This window comes from Oerskovia merdavium, assembly GCF_014836755.1.
Lineage (GTDB): Bacteria > Actinomycetota > Actinomycetes > Actinomycetales > Cellulomonadaceae > Oerskovia > Oerskovia merdavium.
Window position 1 is genome coordinate 68,160 of record NZ_JACSQF010000012.1, and the last position, 18,393, is coordinate 86,552.

An 18,393-nucleotide genomic window follows, 5' to 3' on the forward strand; every position below is an offset into this window, starting at 1 on the left:
ACCGCACCCGACACCGAGGAGAACCATGAACGTCGCCCTGATCGGAGCCCACGGCAAGGTGGGCCGCCTGCTCGTCCCGATCCTCAAGGACCACCACAACACCGTGAGCGGGATCGTGCGTCACGAGTCCCAGCTCCCGCTCGTCGAGGAGCTGGGCGGGACGCCGGTCCTGCTCGACGTCGAGCACGCCTCGACCGAGGAGATCACCGAGGCCCTGCGCGGGCACGACGCCGTGGTGTGGTCCGCGGGCGCCGGCGGCGGGGACCCGGAACGGACCTACGCGGTCGACCGCGACGCCGCGATCCGCTCGATGGACGCGGCCGTCGCGGCGGGCGTCCCGCGCTACGTCATGGTGTCGTGGATCGGCTCGGTGCCCGACCACGGGATCCCGGAGGACAACAGCTTCTTCCCGTACGCCGACGCCAAGCTCGCGGCCGACGACCACCTGCGCGGCACCGACCTCGACTGGACGATCCTGGGTCCCGGCACCCTGACGAACCACGCGGCGACCGGCACGATCGACGTCGAGGCCGAGAAGGGCGACACGTCGCGCGGCAACGTCGCCCTGGTCGTCGCGGAGTCGTTGCGCTCGCCCTCGACCGTGGGACAGTTCGTCCGGTTCGTCGACGGCGACACACCCGTCCTGGAGGTGTTCGGCCGCTAGCAGTCGGCCGGCCGCGCGGTCCCTCACGCCTCGCCCGCTCCCGTCGCCCCCACACCACAGCACCTGCGCCCCGAGGTGGGCGACAGCCGTTACGGTGTGCCCCACGGCATACGAGGAGGTGAGCACGTGGTCAGACGCAACAGGACGAAGGAACGGGCCAGGTCGGGCTCGTCACCGGCGCCCGTCGACGCTCCGGACGGCCCCGCGGGCCCACGTTCCGGGGCTCTCCGCAGGCCGCCCTCCGGCGTCCGCTGGGTCACCGACGTCGAGGGCGCCCGGGTCCTCGCCGCGCACCTCCTGACCCCGGGCAGACCCTGGCCCGTGGTCGCGATCTCGGTCGCCGCAGGGCACGACGCGCCCTACGTGGACCTCGACGGGCTGCTCGAGGAGGTCTCGGGCCTGGCCGAGGTCGTCGTCCTGCCCACGGGCGACGCCTCGTGGGCGTTCTCGGCCGTGATGCCCCCGTCGACGCAGGTCTACGGCGGGGCCGCGCGCGTCTACCCGGTCGACCACGAGTGGGTCGGCCTGCCGCGGCGCAGCAAGCTGCGGTTCGCCTACTCGGACGCCGACGCGCGCCGCCTGCACGACCACCTCACGCACGACACCCTGACCGCAGCCCTGAGCGCGGGCCTGCTCGGGACGTCGCACGACCCCGACGCTCCTCGCGTCGAGGGCACCGTCCGGTCCATCCTCGGACCGCGCGCGTTCGTGACCCTCGACGACGACTCGCTCGCGAGCATCGCCGAGGAGCTCACCGTCCCAGGGGTCTGCCTCGCACGGCTGCTGGTCGTCGGACAACGGGTCGCAGGGACGCTGGACCGGGAGAGCCGCCGGCTGGACGTGCGCGGTGCGCTCCTCGTGCCCGACGGCGCCACGCGCCCGGGCGAGGACACGCACCTGGGCGGGTACGCCGTCGGGCAGGTGGTGCTCGCCGACGTGACCGCGGTCGCCCCCGCGACCGTGCACCTGCGGCTCGTCCCCGGGCTCGAGGTCGCCGTGCCGCGCGACGACGTGACCGGGAACCCCGCCGACGAGCTGACCGACCTCTTCACCGTCGGAGAGGTCGTGCTCGCCCGTGTCGTGGCGACCGCGCCGTGGCGGCTGCGGCTCGACGACGTCGACGACTCCGACAGCGACGACGCCCCGGTCCCCGCACCGAGCCTGCTCGACGGCGGACCGCCGTGGCTCGTGCTCCCTGACCTCAGCCGGCCGACCCCGCCCAGGTCGCTGCCCGTGCTGCCGTCGCTGCGCCTGCCCGGACTGCCGACCGACGCGGGACCGGCCGAGGAGGTTCCCACGGAATTGCTCGCGGAGGCGCCCGCCGAGGTGCTCACCGGCGAGACGTCGGCACCTGAGCCGGGCCTCGCCGAGCCTGGCTCGAGCGCCGAGGGCGGGCTGCGCCGTCGGACCCCGCTGGACCTGATCGCCAACGCGCCGCGACGCGACACCCCGGCCGCCCCGACCCGGGGCGCGCTGCGCGACATGAGCCTTGCGCTCGAGGTGAGCCGCACGCGCGCCCGCACTCTCGAGGCGGACCTCGCTGCCGCGAACGCCGAGGTCGGGCTGCTGCGCGCGGCCGCGCAGGCGACCGCGGTCGAGCTCGGTGGGCTGCGGCTCCGGGCGGCCGAGCTCGACCGGGACCTGGCCGAGGCCCTGACCCGGGCCGAGAACTTCCGCACCCGGTACCGCAAGGCCGACCTCAGCCGGCAGCAGCTCAAGAAGGCCGAGAAGGCCGCGAGCCACGCGGGCGCCGCACCCGACGACGGTGCCGTGTTCCTCGACCCCGTCGAGCAGTTCCGGTTCGAGGTCCGGCTGGCGTGGGTCCGACGCGTCCCGGCCGCCGAGAAGGCGAGCAAGCCGCTCGCGCCGTACACGCTCGGGGACAGGTTCCTGCCGTCGCTCACGGCGATCGAGGGCGTCTCGCGGGCCAAGGTCGTCGACGTCGTGGTCGAGGTGCTGACCGGGGACGCCGAGCACATCGCGGGCCGCGAGCTGCACCCGCTGCGCGTCAACGAGGGCGGCAGCAGCCCCGCGCTGGTGCGTGAGGACGGCGCGACGTGCTGGCGGGCGTCGCTCCAGAGCAAGCGCGCGTCGGCGCGGCGGCTGCACTACTGGAAGCGCGGGGAGCACATCGAGCTGTCGCGCGTGGTGCTGCACGACGACGTCGAGCCGTAGGGGTTCCTTTCCTGGTTTGGTACGGGGGCTCGGTGGTGCCGGGTGGTGCGTGCCGAGAACGAGGTTGCGGTCGTTATGGAGCGGATTCCGCTCTCAACCTCGTGCTCGACCGCACGGAACCTCGTGGTCGGCGGGTCGTCGGTCCAGAAAGCCGGCAGCGGGGCCGGGCGGCGTGGGCAGCGGGTCGTTCCTGTCCGGCCGGCGCCGTCGGTCCCGGCCGCTGAGACCCCGTCGCCCCGGACCTGGACCGCTGCCGACAGCGGTCGCCGCAGAGGTACGGTCGAGGCTCCGGACCGACCGGGTGGTCAGCCTGTCGGCACGTCCCACCGATCCATCGGCCGGCCCGACAGCCCGACGGCCCGACGGCCCGACGGCCCGACGGCCCGACCGAAGGTTCCGACCCGTCCGCGTCGTCCGAGCCCGCACCACCGACCCACCACACACCCGCCCGACCCCGAGGAGCACCGGTGAGCAAGGCCAACCCCACGCGCTGGGAGCAGAAGACCGCCATGAACCCCGCGCACTCGACCTGGTACGTCGAGCGTTTCCGCGCGATGGCGGCTCAGGGCGCGGACCTCGCGGGCGAGGCGCGGCTCGTCGACGCCATGCTCCCGCGCGGGGCGCGGATCCTCGACGCCGGCTGCGGCCCGGGGCGCGTGGGTGCCGAGCTCGCGGCGCGCGGGCACACCGTCGTGGGGGTCGACGTCGATCCCGTCCTCATCGAGGCCGCCGAGACCGACCACCCCGGCTCGACGTGGCTCGTCGCGGACATCGCCGAGCTCGACCTGCCCGCCATGGGGGTCGCCGAACCGTTCGACCTGATCGTGTGCGCCGGGAACGTCGTGACGTTCCTCGCGCCCGGCACCGAGGTCGAGGTGCTGCGCCGCTTCCGCGCCCACCTGGCCCCCGGGGGCCGGGCCGTCGTCGGGTTCGGCGCGGGGCGCGGCTACGCGTTCGACGCCTTCTTCGCCGACGCCGCCGAGGCCGGGCTCGAGGTCCAGCTCAAGCTGTCGACGTGGGACCTGCGACCGTTCACCGAGGGCGGCGACTTCCTGGTCGCGGTCCTCGGAGCGCCTCAGGCCTGACACGGCGGCGGGCAAGGCACCGATCCGCGTCGGCGAGCCCGGCTACAGCAAGAAGCTGGACCGCGACGGCGACGGGGTGGGCTGCGAGTAGGCCGGGTCCCGCCCCACGGACGCGGTCGTTCGTCCAGGGCGAACGCAGATCTGGAATTGAGCGTGGGTGACTCAAGTTGTACCCGTCAGAGGTTCCATCACGACTGAAGGAGTCACCATGACGACCACCCTGACCACCCCCGCTCCCGCTTTCGACCGCGCCCTGCGCGACCTCCTCACTGCTCGTCCCGTGGCAGGCGTCCCGGCTCACGCCGACGTCTTCCAGGACGGCGACGACCTGGTCGCCCGCTTCGACCTGCCGGGCATCGACCCCGCGCAGGACGTCACGGTCGAGGTCGAGGGCCGCAAGCTCGTCGTGCGCGGCGAGCGCAAGGACGAGCGGGCCGAGGAGACCGACGGGCGTCGCGTCCGTGAGGTCCGCTACGGCGCGTTCCACCGCGTCGTGACCCTTCCCAAGGCCGCCGACGCGAGCGCGATCAGCGCCCGCTACGACGCAGGTGTCCTGACCGTCACCGTCTCCGGCGTCTACGCCGGGACGACGCCGCAGCGCATCGAGGTCACGACCTCCGCGTCCTGACGGTCTTCCCAGCCTCCCCGTCGCAGGTCACCCCCCTTCGGCCTGCGACGCGGTGAGATCGACGGGCCCGGTTGCGAGAGCACCGGGCCCGTCGTGCTGTCCGGGGACGCGCGGCACTCACGAGCATGCGTTTGGCGTCGCCCGAGCATGCGGTCGGCGTTCGTCTCGAGGACGAAACCGACGACAACCGCATGGTCGGCACCGAAGGGGCAAGACCCGAGTTGGCGAGGCCACCACCCGAGACCCCGAACCACCGAACCCCCATGTGCCCCAGGGCCCAGAGGCCGAGCAGCCGTCAGGCGGCGGTCCCCGGCGCGTCCGCCGCGCTCACCATCGCGATGCTCCGGTCCCACAGCTCGGCCGCGAGCCGTGCGTCGCTCACGAGCGGGTGGGTCGTCGCAATCTTGCGCTTGACGTAGTAGCTCCCCGGCTCCCAGTCGACGCCGGGCGTCGTGGTCGCGAGCCAGACCAGGGTGTCGGCCCCCTTGGCCGACGACGTGAGGAAGCGGCTCAGCACCGTCTGGTACATGACGCGCATGCTGCTCGTCGAGGTCGCCGCGAAGTTCGTCGCGACCACGCCCGGGTGGAAGGACGCGGCCGAGATCCCCGACGCGCGGTACCGGCGGTCGAGCTCGCGCGTGAACAGGTTGACCGCGAGCTTCGCGTTCCCGTAGGCCGCGTTGGGCGCGTACGACCGCTCGGCCTCGAGGTCGTCGAGGTGGAAGTCGCTGAACAGCCGGTGCGCGGCGCTGCTCGTGCTGATGACGCTCGCGCGGCTCTCCTCCAAGCGGTCGAGCAGCAGCGTGGTCAGGAGGAACGGCGCCAGGTAGTTCACCTGGAACGTCAGCTCGTGGCCGTCCTCGGAGACCTGGCGGTCGGCCATGATGCCGCCCGCGTTGTTCGCGAGGACGTCGATCCGCTCGTAGCGGTCGAGCAGGTCGGCTGCGAGCGCCCGCACCTCGGCCAGGCGCGCGAAGTCGGCCACGAAGAAGTCGGCCCCGAGCTCCCCGGCCACCGCGGCGGTCTTCTCGGGCGAGCGCCCGACGACCACGACCCGGTGCCCGTCCGCCGCGAGCTGCCGGGCCGCGGCGGCGCCGATCCCGTCGCTCGCCCCGGTGATGACGATGGTCCTGCGTGCCATGTGCCGCCTTACCTCGTGTCGTGCCGCCGGCGCTCGTCCCGGCGCGCCCTCGCCGTGCGGCCGGCCCCTCGCCCGCCACCCGGTCCCCTCGGAGCGTAGACCGAGCACAGGGGCAGCCGCACGACCGGCCCCTGGGCGGCACACGCCGCCGCTCCCCCCCGGACCACCGCGCGGACGACGACGACCGCCCGGGCGGGCTACGCCGTCGGGCCCTCTGCGCGCGCGAAACGTTCCCGCAGGCCCAGCGCTGCCGACCGCCACGACGCGGCCCTCTTGATCGTCGCGCCCATCTCGCCCTCGTCGACCGGCACGTGCACGACGCGCACCCCCCGCTCGGCCGCGAGCGCCAGCATGGCGTCGGTCGACTCGGGGAACGCGAGCTGCAGCAGGACCGACGTCGTGCACGCCTGCCGCTCGCCCTCGCCGAAGCGGCGCTTGTAGACGATCTCGGTCACGGTCCGCCGGGTGAACAGGTCGCGCTCCGCGACCTCCTCGGGCCCCTCGTCGGGCGCGTCGTCGCCTGCGGTGCCGCCGACCTCGAGGAGGCGAGCGACGTCGTCGGGCAGGGGCACGACCGCCAGGTACAGCGACACGAGCAGCTCCGAGACCTTGCCCAGGACCCAGCCGCGGCCGGGCAGGCGCGGGATCACGCGCAGGTACTGCGCGAAGTTCGCCTCGAGCGCGTCGGCCGACAGGCTCGACCACGCGGGGTGCGTGCGCAGCTCGATCACGCGGTCCCAGTCGACCGCGTCGCCGTCGAACCCGATCTCCTGCGGGCCGACGTGCACGGCCCCGAACCGGTCGAGCAGCTCGAGCGGCTTGGTCGCGAAGCGCGGAACGTACGGGACCTGGCGCACGAGGCCCGCGGCCGAGGCGTCCCAGTGAGCGGTGAGCGGCAGGCCGGGGCGCGGGTAGACGTCCAGGGCGCGGCCCACCCAGCCTGCGACCAGGTCGTCGAGCCCGGGCTTCGCGGGGGTGTCCGCGAGGCCCGACGGCGGAGCACCGGTCGGGTCGTCGGGTGCGGCGGGGGCGGGGGTCGGGTCGGCGGGTGCGGTGTCGTGGATGTCGGCCCGGAGCGGGTCGGAGGCGTCGCCGGGGACCGGGGCGAGGTCGGCGGGGACGGCATCCGGCACGGGGTCGGCGCCGGGCCGGTCCGCTTCTCCGTCGGCGGCGGCCGCGGTCGAGCCGAGCAGCTGGTCCCTGTCCACGGGCTCCCCTTGTCTGCGGTGACGCGCAGTCCCGGGCCGTGTGCCCGTTGCGCTCGACTCCGGAGACTATCGGACGTGCCGAGCATGCGGTTGTCGTTCCACGAGCATGCGGTTGTGGTCCGATCCGGCCCGATTCTGGACGACAACCGCATGCTCGGCGCCGAGGGGTGAACGGTGCGACGCTGGGGCGATGAGCGAGGATCCCGGTGCGGGCGGCAACGAGGGCGCAGGCGGCGAGCAGACGGTCGACCACCTGTTCGCGCTGCCTCTCGACGAGTTCGTCGCGGCCCGCAACGTCGCTGCCAAGCAGGCCACCGCGGCGGGCGACTCCGTGGGCGCGGCCCGGCTGCGCGGGCTGGCCAAGCCGACCGTCGCGGCGTGGGTCGTCAACCAGGTCGCCCGCGCGCACGGGCAGGCGATCGACGACCTCGTGGCGCTCGGCGACGAGCTGCGCGCCGCGACCGAGGACCGTGACCGCGCGCGGCTCACCGAGCTCGACCGCGAGCGCCGACGCCAGGTCGACGCCCTGGTCGCCGAGGTGTCGTCGGCAGGCGTGGGCGGCAGGTCGGTGTCGGGCGAGGCTCTGCGGCGGCTGGGCGAGACCCTCACCGCGGCGGTCATGGACCGCGACGCCGGGGCGCTCGTCCGGGCCGGGCGACTCACGCAGGCGCTCCAGTACGTCGGGTTCGGGATCGTCGACGAGAGCGGCGAGACGGCCGACGTCGTGTCGTTGAGCGCCGAGCGCGAGGCCCGGAGGGGTTCCGGTGCGCGGCGTCCTGCGGCTGCGGTGCCGCCCGGACGCGCCGGGGAGCCTCACGTCGAGGCGCCCGCCGACGGACCGTCCGACGGCGAGCACTCCGGATCGGACACCGCCCTCGAGTCCGCCGAGCGCGAGGTCGCCGAGGCGGCCGCGGACATCGACCGGCTCGAAGGTCGCCGCGACCAGGCCGCCGACGCCGTGCGTGAGGCGAGCGACGCCGTCGGGCCCCTGGATGCGCGCCTGGCCGCACTGGACGAGCAGATCGCCCGGCTGACCGCCGAGCGCGACGACGCGCACCGCGCGCTCGACGAGGCCCGTGCGGCGCTCGCCGCTGCCGAGGAGGAGCTGGCCGGCGTGGACGCCGAGCTCGAGGCCGCGGAGGGCCGCGCCGAGGAGGCGAGGCGGCGCCGTCGGGCGGCGCGCGCGAAGGGCTGAGCTGGTTGCCCCCCTGTCCTGATGTCTCGATTCTTGTGACACAGCACGTTGCGTGAGACTGTGTGTCTCTAGATTAAGGACATTGGGCCATGCTCTACACCCTCCCCGTGCTGACTGCCGACGACGAGCGCGTCCTCGGCGAGCTCTCGACGATGCGTAGTGCACTCGCCGATCAGATCCGCACGCCCCGACGGTGGGTAGGGAGGCTTCGTAAGACGGCCGTCGCGCGGGCAATCCAAGGGTCGAACAGCATCGAGGGGTACAACGTTGCCCTCGACGACGCCGACGCCGCGATCGAGGGCGACGAACCGATCAGCGCTGACGTCCAGACGTTCCGCGAGATCGCGGGCTATCGCCAGGCGCTCGGGTTCATCCTGGCGACCGCCGGCGACGAGAACTTCACGCTCGACGCATCGATCCTCCGTTCCATGCACTACATGCTCTTGTCCCACGCTCTCGACAAGAGCCCCGGTCAGTACCGCCGCGGGGAGATCTTCGTCTCGGACGAGGCGACCGGCCGTCACCTCTACGCCGGGCCTGACGCCGACCTCGTTGCAGAACTCGTCGACGAGCTCATGAGATGGACCGCCGACCATCCGGACCTCGATCCGTTCGTCAGCGGTGCGATGGCGCATCTCAACCTGGTCATGATCCATCCCTTCCGCGACGGCAACGGCCGCATGGCTCGCGCTCTGCAGACGCTGGTACTGACCCGAGCAGGCCTGAGTGCTCCCGAGCTGTCGAGCATCGAGGAATGGCTCGGGGCGAACACCGAGGACTACTACCGTGTCCTGGCGCGATCCAGTGACGGCACCTGGAGCCCGGGCCACGATGCCTCCACCTGGGTGACGTTCTCGCTGCGCGCGCACCATCTCCAGGCACAGGCCGTCCTCGACCGCGTATCCCGCGCCTCGAGGGTCTGGAGCATGCTCGACGATCTCGGGGCGAGCCAGCGGCTCCCCGATCGATCGCTCGACGTCCTCTACTCGGCCGCACTCGGCATGCGGGTCCGGAGAGGGCCGTACGTGCGTGAAGCCCAGATCGACGAGCGCACGGCGAGCCGCGACCTCAAGCTGCTGACCGACGTCGCACTGCTGCGCGCCGTCGGTAGCACCAAGGGGCGGCACTACGTCGCCGGGCCGGCACTCGACGCCGTGGTCGCCGTCCGCAGGTCCGCTGCCGAGACCGTGGATCCCTACCCCGGATTCCGCGCGAGCCTCTACTCGTAGGACGCCGTCCACAGTCGAGCAGCAGACGAGACACGGTTCTGAGTGACCGCGCAGCGGTCGAAACTGCCGCGACACCGCGGCGAAACACGCGGGTGGCAGCCTCGCTGTGGGCGCACGGGGGTGCGCGCCCTCCCCAGATCAACCGCCGCCGTCGGCGTGCTTGGCCCTGCCCTCGGCGCACTCGGAAGGGACAACTCCGTGAACACGCACGCACGACGACGGCGCCTCCTCGCCGCCGTTCCCGTCGCCCTGGTCGCATTCGTCGCGCCGATCACCGTGGGACTGACCGCGACCACGGCTGTCGGCGCTCCCGCCGACCAGTCCTCGACCGGGCTCGCGTTCGGGGCGCCCTTCTACACCGAGGCCGACCTGACGGGCGACGGCACGGTCGACACCGACGACCTGTCGCTGCTCGTCGCGGCGGTCGGGACCACGAGCACCGATGCCGGCTGGGCGGACGTCGCGGCCGCCGACCTCGACGGCAGCGGCGCGATCGACGTGACCGACGTCGCCGCCCTGTCCCAGCGCATGCTCTACGACGACGGCGCCTTCACGCTGCTCGAGGCGAGCACCGTGGACATCCAGAAGGCCATGGCCTCGGGCGAGCTGACCGCGGTCGAGCTCACGCAGATGTACCTCGACCGGATCGAGGCGTACGACGACCAGATCAACTCGATCATCACGGTCAACCCGCACGCCCTCGAGATCGCGGCAGAGCTCGACAAGGAGCGCGCTGCGGGCGGCCCGCGCAGCATGCTGCACGGCATCCCCGTGATCGCGAAGGACAACTACAACACCGTCGACATGCCGACCACGGCCGGGTGCACGTGCCTCCGGGCGAACCAGACGTCGTCGGACGCCCAGATGATCGAGAACCTGCGGGCCGACGGTGCCGTCATCCTCGCCAAGGCCAACCTCTACGAGTTCGCGGTCAACACCACGACCGACAGCTCGCTGGGCGGCACCACGACCAACCCGTACGCGCCCGGCAAGACGTCGGGCGGGTCGAGCGGCGGGTCCGGGGCGTCGATCGCCGCCAACTTCGCGGTGATCGGGCTCGGCACCGACACGGGCGGCTCGATCCGCATCCCCTCGTCGTGGAACGCGCTCGTGGGCGTGCGTTCGACCGTCGGGCTCACGAGCCGTGACGGGATCGTCCCGCTCGCGCTGTCCCAGGACACGGGCGGGCCCATGACCCGCACCGTGACCGACGCGGCCATCGCGCTCGACGCCGTCGCGGGCTCGGACCCCGAGGACGCCGCGACCGCGCTCACCGACTCCCGGCGGCCCGCCTCCTACACCTCGTTCCTCGACGCCGACAGCCTCGACGGAGCCCGCATCGGCTACGACCCGACGACGATCGGCACCAACGCGACCGCCCAGCGCCTGTTCGCCGACGCCGTCGCGGACCTCGAGGCCCGCGGGGCCAAGGTCGTGCCGCTGGCCATCACGGACATGGCGACCATCCAGACGTGGTCGTCGGGCAGCACCAACGAGTTCGGCCACGACCTCAACGAGTACCTGACGAAGTTCGCCGCCCCGGCCGTGCCGTACCGGTCCCTCCAGGACATCGTGGCGTCGGGCGGCGACTACCTCCCCGCGCTGGCGGGGACCCTGCGCACCCGCTCGCTCGTGACCCAGGAGACGTACGACGCGTGGAGGACCCAGCACGACGGCGAGATCGCGTTCGGCCGCCGGGCCATCGAGGGAACCATGGACGCGAACGACGTCGACGCGATCATCTACCCCTCGACCTCGGGACCGACCGGCTACTCGAGCGGCTCCAACAACCGCCTCAGCCCGTTCTCGGCCCTGCCCGCCGTGACCGTGCCCATGGGCTTCGCGTCCGCCGAGCTCGACGGCTCGACGAGCGACGGCGCACCGATCGGGCTCGAGTTCATCGGCCGCGCCTACGACGAGGGGACGCTGATCGGCCTGGCCTACGGGTACGAGCAGGGCTCGCTCAACCGCCACGCACCCGCGCTGTTCCCCGAGCTGGAGGGCTGAGCCGTGCGGACGACGACACCTGCTTCACTGTTCGAGAGGACGAGCACCATGGACCGAGCCGTTGGATCACGGGGACCGCAGCGGGGCGCCGCAGGACGGCTGGCCGCCCGGCGGGTCGTCGCACGGCGGGTCGTCGCCGGTGCGGCGACGCTGACGCTCGCGGGGGCGACGCTCCTCGGCGGCGCCGGAGCGGCGAGCGCCGCGACGACCGTCGGCTCGTACACGGTCACGGCCTCGGCCTCGTCGGTCGAGGTCGGTGACACCGTCTCGGTGACCGTGGCCGCCACCGGGGTCACCGACCTGTTCGCGTACGAGCTCACGGTGGGCTTCGACCCCGAGGTGCTCGAGTACGTCGACGGCAGCGGGACCACCGACATCTCCGGGTTCCACGAGGCGGCGCTCGGTCCCGACGGGTCCTCGGTCGTGCTCACGCAGACCAAGCTCGGCACCTCGCCGGCCGCCGAGGGAGACCTGACGCTCGCGACCCTCGACTTCGTGGCCGTGGGCGCGGGGGACGGTGCCGTGACCGCAGAGCGGGCCACGCTCGTCGACGCCGCGACCCAGGCGACCGAGGTCACGGGTCTCGGTACCGCGCCGATCACCGTGACGGCCGTGGCGGTCGAACCGACCGACCCGCCCACCGACGAGCCGGGGACGGGCGGTCCTGGCACCGGCGGGCCCACCGACGACGCGACGCTCGTCGACTCCGACGGCGGGTCGGACCCCTGGTCGACCGGAGGCACGGGGACGGGCTCGCTCGCCTCGACCGGTGCGACCGTCGGCCTCGCGGCCGGTGCGGCGTTCCTCGCGCTGCTGGTCGGCGTCGGGCTCGTCGTCGCGGCCCGCCGCCACCGCGCCCGCCAGGCGGAGGGCGGCGCGGAGTAGCGCCGCTCCTGCCCCCGGCACAGGGGCGGGAGCGCGGAGCGCGCCCGGGGGGGGCGCGCTCGACGGAGCGACGGGCCGGGCCTCGGTGACGAGGTCCGGCCCGTCGTGCGTCGTGCTGCTCCGGGGCTCAGTCGCTCGACGGCGGGGCCGTGCGCTCCGGGATGTACACCTCGATCGAGACGTCGCCGGGGTCCGGAGACTCGGACGGGCCGGTCGTGCCCGTCGGCCCCGTGCCGGTCGGTTCGGGCGACGGCCCGCCGGTCGGTTCGACCGGCGGCGGGCTCGTGGGCTCGGTCGACGGGTCGGTCGGTGACGGGTCGGTCGCGGTCGGCGAGGGTGACGCGGGCCCTGAGCCGGCGCCTCCCTTGCAGCCAGCGAGCAGTCCGACGGACACCAGGACGCTGGCCGTGATGGCAGCAGTACGCACAGCAGATCTCCCCTGAGTTGGTATGCCCGTCCAGGTTAGAAACGATTCGACGGACTCGCGCGTCGAACGCCCTCCCGGTCGACCGCTCAGGGATCACGCCGCCCGGCGTCGTCGGAGGCGGAGCCCCCGAGACCCGGACCTACGGGCAGGCCTCGTCGAGCTTGACGGCCGCGAGCGTGACGACCGTCGAGGTTGCGACCACCGCACCTGGTGCGGGGTCCTGCGAACAGACGACCCAGTTGGAGTCGTCGACGGCGAACCTCTCGAGTCCCGTGGCGTCGACCTGGTCCATCACGTAGGAATCGAGCGTCTGGAGGAGATCCTGGGCGTCCTGCAGGTTCACACCCGCAAGCGCAGGCATGGTGAAGGTCGCTTCCTCTGCTGGTGCTGGAGCTGCCACCTCGGGCTCGGGCGTCGTGGGCGGCTCAGGTTCGGTCGTCTCGGGCGGCGGGGCCGCCTCGGAGGACTGCGTGACGGTCACCGTCACGGGATCCTCCGGAGTGTCCGCGCCGCACGCCGTCGTCACGACGAGCACCGAAGCTGCCACGAGTACCACCACAAGGTCACGACGCACGGAGTCCCCCATTGCTCGACGTTCTCCTGACGCTATCGGCGGTGGCTCCTCGGCGCTCAGGCGCAGCGGGTGAACCTGGACGAGGCATACCCACGGCACCCACGAACCCTGTGGACGACTTCGCCGTCCCGCGCCCCACCTGGCACCCTGGTCCCCGTGCCCGGATTCGCCGTGATCGACCTCGAGACCACTGGGTTCTCGCCCCGCCAGCACGACCGCATCGCCGAGGTCGCCGTCGTCCTGACCGACACCGCCGGCCGCGTCCAGGACGAGTGGTGCACGCTCGTCAACCCCGAGCGCGACCTGGGCCCGCAGCACGTGCACGGCATCAGCGCGGCCGACGTGAGCCTCGCGCCCACGTTCGCGGTCGTCGCGCCGCACCTCGCGCGGCTCCTCGAGGGGCGCGTGATCGTCGCCCACAACGCGAGCTTCGACACGCGCTTCCTGCGCGCCGAGTTCGGGCGCGTGGGCCTGCCCGTGGGGATCGACCCGCTCGCGTGCCTGTGCACCATGCGCCTGGCCGGGACCTTCCTGCCGTCCGCGCCGCGCGGTCTCGCGATCTGCTGCGAGCTCGCGGGCGTGGTGCACGACGGCGCCCACTCGGCCCTGGGCGACGCCCGCGCCACCGCGGGTCTCCTCGAGCACTACCTGGGGCTCGACGACGCCGACCCGCTCTGGGCCCAGGCCCACGAGGCGTCGGCCACGCACTCGTGGCCCGGCCTCGCGGTCCCCGACGGCTTCTCCCCCGTGCTGCGCGGCGCGAGCCGGCCCACGGGCCACTGGCTCTCGGGGCTGTCCGACCGCCTCGACCGCGTGCCCTTCCCCGTCGAGGCCGACGACTACCTCGCGCTCCTCGACCTCGCCCTGCTCGACCGGTACGTGTCCTTCACCGAGCGCGGCGCCCTGCTCGCCGCCGCCGAGGAGGCGGGGCTCGGCCGCGCGCAGGTCGAGTCGCTGCACCGCGGGTACCTCGACGCGCTCGCGCGGGTCGCGCTCGAGGACGGCATGCTCTCGGACGCCGAGGTCGCGGACCTCCACGAGGTCGCCGGCCAGCTCGGCATGGACGCCGACGACGTCGCGGCAGCGGTCGAGCGGGCAGCGTCCGGTCCGGTGCTCGCCACCCTGCCCGACGGCGGAGCGCACCTGCGCGCGAAGGCGAGCGGCGCCGTCGGGCCGGGTGGGGATGACGGGGCTGACCGGGGCGCCGCGCTGGGTGGGGCCGTCGCGACCGTGGCCGCGCGGCCGCGGTTCGCGCTGGCTCGGGGCGACGAGATCGTGCTGACCGGGGCCATGACGCGGCCCCGCGAGGAGTGGGAGCGCGAGGCGCGCACGGCCGGGCTGGCACCCTGGCCGAACGTCACCAAGCGCACGCGCGTCGTGATCGCAGCCGACCCGGACTCGCTGTCCGGGAAGGCCCGGACCGCGCGGCGGTACGGGATCCCCGTGGTGAGCGAGGGCGTGCTCGAGGAGCTGCTGGGGCGGGTCGAGGTCACGAGGGTGCGGTGACGCCGTGCGTGGTCGGGCGGATCCGGTCGCGTGGCGCGCCGAACCCCCGGACGATCGCGGCGGTGTGATCCAGGACGGTGAGCGAGCCGTCGACCACGCACACGTCGCCTCGGCTGAAGTGCCCCCACAGAGGCGTCTGCTCCCGCTCGCCCGACCTGACGTCGACGAGGCGGACCACGGTGCACTGCCCTTGGTGGACGGACTCGACGACCTCGACGACCCGACCGCCCTGGACCGTCGCGGCCAGCGCGACCATGCGCGCCCACCGGCGGCGGCACCGTGCCACGAACCACACCGGCCCGGTGATCGTGGCGGCGACCATGGTGCCGAACGCGACCGTCCGCAGGTGCTCCGTGATCCCGGGCGTCTTCATCGTGAACAACAACAGGAGCACGAGGAGGTAGGGAGCGAGCAGCACACCGACGAATGGCAGCAGCAGTCCGGTGAGGGTCGGTCGCACCCAGTAGTGCGTGAAGAACCACGGCAGGTAGACCGCGAGCGCCATCGCGTTGACCGCCCCGTGATAAACGAGGTCCTCGTCACCGCGCCCCACACCCACGATCCACGACACCAGGACCGTGCAGGCACCTGCGACGACGAGGGCCACCAGGACCGCCCCCGCGACGCCCCACACCCATGTGACGCCCTTGCCCATGCTGGCTCCCCCTGCTCGGCCGCATCGTGCCTGGCTGCGCGCTGCGGCGACCCGGGACCATCGTGGCGGCGTCGGAGGGCGGAGCCAGGGTTGTCCACAGGGGCCGATGGCCCGTCCTACGCGACGAGCTCGACCGTGCAGCGGGGGCCGGGCGCGCGCGCGAGCCGCGCATCCGCCGTGACGAGGGTGGCGTCGAGGTGTTCCGCGAGCGCGACGTAGGCGGCGTCGTACGTGCTCAGGTCGGGGCCGAGCTCCCAGGCTCGGGCGGCCAGCACCTCGAAGGGCCAGAGCTCGACGGGCAGGCGGCGCAGAGCGTCGAACGCGATGCGCGCCTCGCCGTCCGACAGCTGTCCTGCTGCGCGGCGACGGCGCAGCAAGTTCGCGACCTCGAACGGAAGGAGCGAGGGAGCGAACAACGTGGCGCCACGGAGCAGCTGGGCAACCGTATCGCCCCGCGTCGACGGGTCGATGAGCAGCACGACGACCGCCGACGCATCCGGGACGACGAGGCCGCCCCGACGGTGGTGCCTCACCGGCGGTCGGCGGCGAGGTCCGCGGTCAACGAGTCCATCTCGAGCGCCGGGAAGCCCCGGGCGTTGCGACGGATGTCGACGAGGACGCCCTCGAGCGACGGCTTGGCTGCCAGGTCGTCGAGGGCCTGGGCGAGGTACTCCTGCAGCGATCGCCCTGAGGCGGCCGCACGCGAGGCGAGCTCGTCGCGCACCTCCTGCGGGACGTCGCGGATCGTGATCGAGACCATGCCTGCACTCTACTGCTGATGCTGCTGATCTAGCAGCACGTGTGACGACAGGGTGAGACACTCCGGATGCTGGAAGCCGATCAGCAGGTCCCGACCACCGCCCACGCTCCCCACTGCGACGTCCCGGGCGTCTCGCCCTGGGTCCACCACCTGGCCGTGTAGTTGCTGCCGGCGTGCGAGACCGTGGCTCCGCCCGTGTAGACGGCGCCCGCGCTCCAGGCCGGAGCGGTGCATGCGGGCGTGGTGGGGCTCGGCGACGGTGAGGGCGTCGGGCTCGGGGTGGGCTCCGGCGTCGGGCTCGGTTCCGGCCCCGGGCCGCCGCCCACCGGCGAGACGGGGATGCCCGGGTTGACCAGGCCGTCGCCCCCGACGACCGTGTTGTCGCTCGTCACCGTCACCGGACAGGTCGCCGCGTCGTAGACGGTCACCTCGATCGCGTACCGCCCGGGCCCGACGGCGCCGCTCAGGTCCGAGGAGTTGTTCCGGAAGGTCGTGCCGCAGCCCCAGCCGGGCGACTGCTGGTGCGTCTGGAAGCCGGACTTCGTGGTCCCGACGCCGATGTTGTCCTCGACGACGTAGTCGTTGCCCTTGATGTCGACCCACGAGTCGTCGTAGTTGGCGCCCGTCAGGCCGTCGCCGTAGAAGGTATTGCCTGCGATGCGACCGCCACGCGTGCCCTCCTTGATGTCGACGTTCTCGCCGCGCACCAGCGGGCCGATGACGTTGTCGAGGATCTGGACGTGGTCGGACGTGTCGCTGTAGGTGTTGGCCGACCCGACGTAGACGCCCTCGCCCATGCCGCGCCCGTCCTGCCCGGTGTCGAAGATGCGCGAGCTCTGCAGGACGCCGTAGCTGCTCGACGTGCGGAAGTGCACACCCTCCATGGTGAGGTCGTGGACCGTGACGCCATCGATCGTGACGTGGTCGGACGAGTCGACCATGATGCCCTTCTGGGCGTTCTGGACCGTGATGCCGCGGACCGTCCAGTGGTCGGCGTCGGTGAGCTGGAGGACGTTGCCGCCGCCGCTCGAGGTGCGCAGGACGGCGTTCGCGGAACCCTCGAGGGTGATCGGGGCCGACGCAGTGGCCGGGCGCCCCGTGACCTTGAAGTTGCCCGTGTAGACGCCGTCGGCGAGGTGGATGGTCTGGCCCGGCGTGGCTGCCGCGAGGGCGGACTTGAGCTGGGCCGCGGTCGAGACGGAGACGGTCTCGGCGGCGGCTGCTGGCTCGGGTGAGGTGGTGGCGACCGCGAGGAGGGCGAGAGCCGCCGCGGTGACGGCTGCGGCGAGGGACCGTCTGCGGTGGGCGGCCGCGTGGGTGGTGGGCGCGGTGAGCGGAGCGCGGCGCCGTTGCCACGCGGTCAGTGTCGTCATGCGTGGAGGATGCTCGCGCCACGGGCGGGTGGTCAACGGGTTGCCCGGAAGAGTGTGGGAACTACGTACGGCTGGTTGGTCGTGGCGGGATGCGTCGCTTGGCTCCTCGCGCCTGAGTCGACTTAGCGACCCATGCGATCGCCGCGCGACCCACGCGATCGTCGCGAGCATGTCCTCGACGCGAGATTCATCATCACCGCTCCATAGCTCCCCCATTTCTGACGTAGTTAGAGCCTAGTCGGACTCCGGATGTCGAGCGGTGTAAACCCTAGACAGGTCAGTGGCTCGACAAGCGGTCGCGCATGTTCTGGCGCATGTAGCGCCTACCCCCGTTCCTGGGGCGCGAACAGCGACAGCGTCAACTCCGCCTCATGGGGGTTGCGCGGCCCAGCCTCGCGGACCCATTCGTTCTCGCTCGTCGACAGCACCACCCCACCCGCCGCCTGTGCCGCGGCCCCGCCCTCGTCGCGGTCCGCGACGGCAAGGCAACGTCCCAGTGCGCCGGCCCGGACACGCGAGCGACCCCAGCCGCGACATCAGCAACCCCCGGGCGGCACGAACTCCTGCCGCTCGAAGATCCTGCCGTCAACCGTCTGCGCGAGGTGATCGCCATAGTCCGGCACGCGAAAGAACCCGGCGCCGAGCTCCGGGCCGAGCTCCCAGCTGAAGAGCGGCCTATAGAAGTCGAGAGCGAGGGCAGGGTCAGGCGTCAGAAGATTGCTGAAGTTCCAGGTGCCCCGGTGCGTTGACCCACTGCTCCCCCAAGCGCGCGCCAGCCTGTCACAGGCGGAACCGCGCGCTAGCGCGGCGCGGCGTAGGCTTCGGAACGATCCGCGCATTTCACCCGCAAGACCTATGGATGGCGGTGCCGTTCTCGGTAG

The 18,393-nt window shown here is 72.9% G+C and carries 17 protein-coding genes and 1 pseudogene; 10 read left to right on the top strand and 8 right to left on the bottom strand.

Going from position 1 to position 18,393, the window contains the following annotated elements:
* Positions 1-25 precede the first annotated feature (25 nt).
* The 5 genes and pseudogenes from H9641_RS12565 (at position 26) to H9641_RS12585 (ending at position 4,552) form a co-directional block, all read left to right on the top strand.
* Complete coding sequence (locus H9641_RS12565; protein WP_191804258.1) at positions 26-664, top strand: SDR family oxidoreductase; 639 nt, start codon at positions 26-28, stop codon at positions 662-664.
* Positions 665-790: 126 nt separating this feature from the next.
* Positions 791-2,839, top strand: a complete 2,049-nt coding sequence (locus H9641_RS12570; protein ID WP_191804260.1) for a hypothetical protein — start codon at positions 791-793, stop codon at positions 2,837-2,839.
* A 509-nt stretch (positions 2,840-3,348) separates the two neighbouring features.
* Positions 3,349-3,924, top strand: a complete 576-nt coding sequence (locus H9641_RS12575; protein ID WP_191804414.1) for a class I SAM-dependent methyltransferase — start codon at positions 3,349-3,351, stop codon at positions 3,922-3,924.
* A 13-nt stretch (positions 3,925-3,937) separates the two neighbouring features.
* A pseudogene (locus H9641_RS12580) lies at positions 3,938-4,015 on the top strand (excalibur calcium-binding domain-containing protein); the annotation flags it as partial.
* A 117-nt stretch (positions 4,016-4,132) separates the two neighbouring features.
* A complete protein-coding gene (locus H9641_RS12585; protein ID WP_191804262.1) occupies positions 4,133-4,552 on the top strand; it encodes an Hsp20/alpha crystallin family protein in 420 nt (139 codons plus the stop codon).
* Between the two features lie 295 nt (positions 4,553-4,847).
* Here the strand turns inward: H9641_RS12585 and H9641_RS12590 are convergent, their stop codons facing one another.
* A complete protein-coding gene (locus H9641_RS12590; RefSeq protein WP_191804264.1) occupies positions 4,848-5,693 on the bottom strand; it encodes an SDR family NAD(P)-dependent oxidoreductase in 846 nt (281 codons plus the stop codon).
* A 197-nt stretch (positions 5,694-5,890) separates the two neighbouring features.
* Positions 5,891-6,901: a hypothetical protein gene (locus H9641_RS12595; protein ID WP_191804266.1), complete on the bottom strand. Its 1,011-nt coding sequence runs from the start codon at positions 6,899-6,901 to the stop codon at positions 5,891-5,893.
* Between the two features lie 190 nt (positions 6,902-7,091).
* On the opposite strand from H9641_RS12595, the gene H9641_RS12600 reads away from it, so the two are divergent.
* From H9641_RS12600 to H9641_RS12615, 4 genes are all read left to right on the top strand, one after another.
* Positions 7,092-8,096, top strand: a complete 1,005-nt coding sequence (locus tag H9641_RS12600) for a hypothetical protein (RefSeq protein ID WP_191804268.1) — start codon at positions 7,092-7,094, stop codon at positions 8,094-8,096.
* An 89-nt stretch (positions 8,097-8,185) separates the two neighbouring features.
* The gene (locus H9641_RS12605; protein WP_191804270.1) at positions 8,186-9,325 is read left to right on the top strand and encodes a Fic family protein; all 1,140 of its coding nucleotides are present in this window, start codon (positions 8,186-8,188) and stop codon (positions 9,323-9,325) included.
* Positions 9,326-9,523: 198 nt separating this feature from the next.
* Positions 9,524-11,332 carry an amidase family protein gene (locus tag H9641_RS12610; protein ID WP_191804272.1) on the top strand — a complete coding sequence of 603 codons (1,809 nt, stop codon included), beginning with the start codon at positions 9,524-9,526 and terminating at the stop codon, positions 11,330-11,332.
* Positions 11,333-11,380: 48 nt separating this feature from the next.
* Complete coding sequence (locus H9641_RS12615; protein ID WP_191804274.1) at positions 11,381-12,217, top strand: cohesin domain-containing protein; 837 nt, start codon at positions 11,381-11,383, stop codon at positions 12,215-12,217.
* A 127-nt stretch (positions 12,218-12,344) separates the two neighbouring features.
* Here H9641_RS12615 and H9641_RS12620 read toward each other — a convergent pair whose 3' ends face one another.
* Both H9641_RS12620 and H9641_RS12625 read right to left on the bottom strand, forming a co-directional pair.
* Positions 12,345-12,644: a hypothetical protein gene (locus H9641_RS12620; protein WP_191804276.1), complete on the bottom strand. Its 300-nt coding sequence runs from the start codon at positions 12,642-12,644 to the stop codon at positions 12,345-12,347.
* Between the two features lie 139 nt (positions 12,645-12,783).
* Positions 12,784-13,191 (bottom strand): PASTA domain-containing protein, encoded by a 408-nt coding sequence (locus H9641_RS12625; RefSeq protein ID WP_191804278.1) that lies wholly within the window; start codon positions 13,189-13,191, stop codon positions 12,784-12,786.
* Between the two features lie 183 nt (positions 13,192-13,374).
* Between H9641_RS12625 and H9641_RS12630 the strand changes: the two genes are divergently transcribed.
* Positions 13,375-14,724 (top strand): exonuclease domain-containing protein, encoded by a 1,350-nt coding sequence (locus H9641_RS12630; RefSeq protein ID WP_191804280.1) that lies wholly within the window; start codon positions 13,375-13,377, stop codon positions 14,722-14,724.
* On the opposite strand, the gene H9641_RS12635 is transcribed toward H9641_RS12630, so the two are convergent.
* The 4 genes from H9641_RS12635 to H9641_RS20750 all read right to left on the bottom strand — a co-directional run bounded on the left by H9641_RS12635 (position 14,708) and on the right by H9641_RS20750 (position 17,512).
* A complete protein-coding gene (locus H9641_RS12635; protein WP_191804282.1) occupies positions 14,708-15,379 on the bottom strand; it encodes a hypothetical protein in 672 nt (223 codons plus the stop codon). The two genes, H9641_RS12630 and H9641_RS12635, sit on opposite strands and share 17 nt — an antisense overlap.
* Before the next feature lie 116 nt (positions 15,380-15,495).
* The gene (locus H9641_RS12640) at positions 15,496-15,912 is read right to left on the bottom strand and encodes a type II toxin-antitoxin system VapC family toxin (protein WP_191804284.1); all 417 of its coding nucleotides are present in this window, start codon (positions 15,910-15,912) and stop codon (positions 15,496-15,498) included.
* Positions 15,909-16,139, bottom strand: coding sequence for a FitA-like ribbon-helix-helix domain-containing protein (locus tag H9641_RS12645; RefSeq protein WP_056653009.1), 231 nt, complete (start codon positions 16,137-16,139; stop codon positions 15,909-15,911). Before H9641_RS12645 ends, H9641_RS12640 begins: the two co-directional genes overlap by 4 nt.
* Positions 16,140-16,219: 80 nt before the next feature.
* A complete protein-coding gene (locus tag H9641_RS20750; protein WP_191804287.1) occupies positions 16,220-17,512 on the bottom strand; it encodes a carbohydrate-binding protein in 1,293 nt (430 codons plus the stop codon).
* Between the last annotated feature and the right edge of the window lie 881 nt (positions 17,513-18,393).

Bases quoted from the DNA above. Each gene is read 5' to 3' on its own strand.
- H9641_RS12600 (WP_191804268.1), top strand. From the start codon at position 7,092: ATGAGCGAGGATCCCGGTGCGGGCGGCAACGAGGGCGCAGGCGGCGAG.
- H9641_RS12635 (WP_191804282.1), bottom strand. From the start codon at position 15,379: ATGGGCAAGGGCGTCACATGGGTGTGGGGCGTCGCGGGGGCGGTCCTG.
- H9641_RS20750 (WP_191804287.1), bottom strand. From the start codon at position 17,512: ATGACGACACTGACCGCGTGGCAACGGCGCCGCGCTCCGCTCACCGCG.
- H9641_RS12575 (WP_191804414.1), top strand. From the start codon at position 3,349: ATGAACCCCGCGCACTCGACCTGGTACGTCGAGCGTTTCCGCGCGATG.
- H9641_RS12585 (WP_191804262.1), top strand. From the start codon at position 4,133: ATGACGACCACCCTGACCACCCCCGCTCCCGCTTTCGACCGCGCCCTG.
- H9641_RS12615 (WP_191804274.1), top strand. From the start codon at position 11,381: ATGGACCGAGCCGTTGGATCACGGGGACCGCAGCGGGGCGCCGCAGGA.
- H9641_RS12565 (WP_191804258.1), top strand. From the start codon at position 26: ATGAACGTCGCCCTGATCGGAGCCCACGGCAAGGTGGGCCGCCTGCTC.
- H9641_RS12605 (WP_191804270.1), top strand. From the start codon at position 8,186: ATGCTCTACACCCTCCCCGTGCTGACTGCCGACGACGAGCGCGTCCTC.
- H9641_RS12590 (WP_191804264.1), bottom strand. From the start codon at position 5,693: ATGGCACGCAGGACCATCGTCATCACCGGGGCGAGCGACGGGATCGGC.
- H9641_RS12645 (WP_056653009.1), bottom strand. From the start codon at position 16,139: ATGGTCTCGATCACGATCCGCGACGTCCCGCAGGAGGTGCGCGACGAG.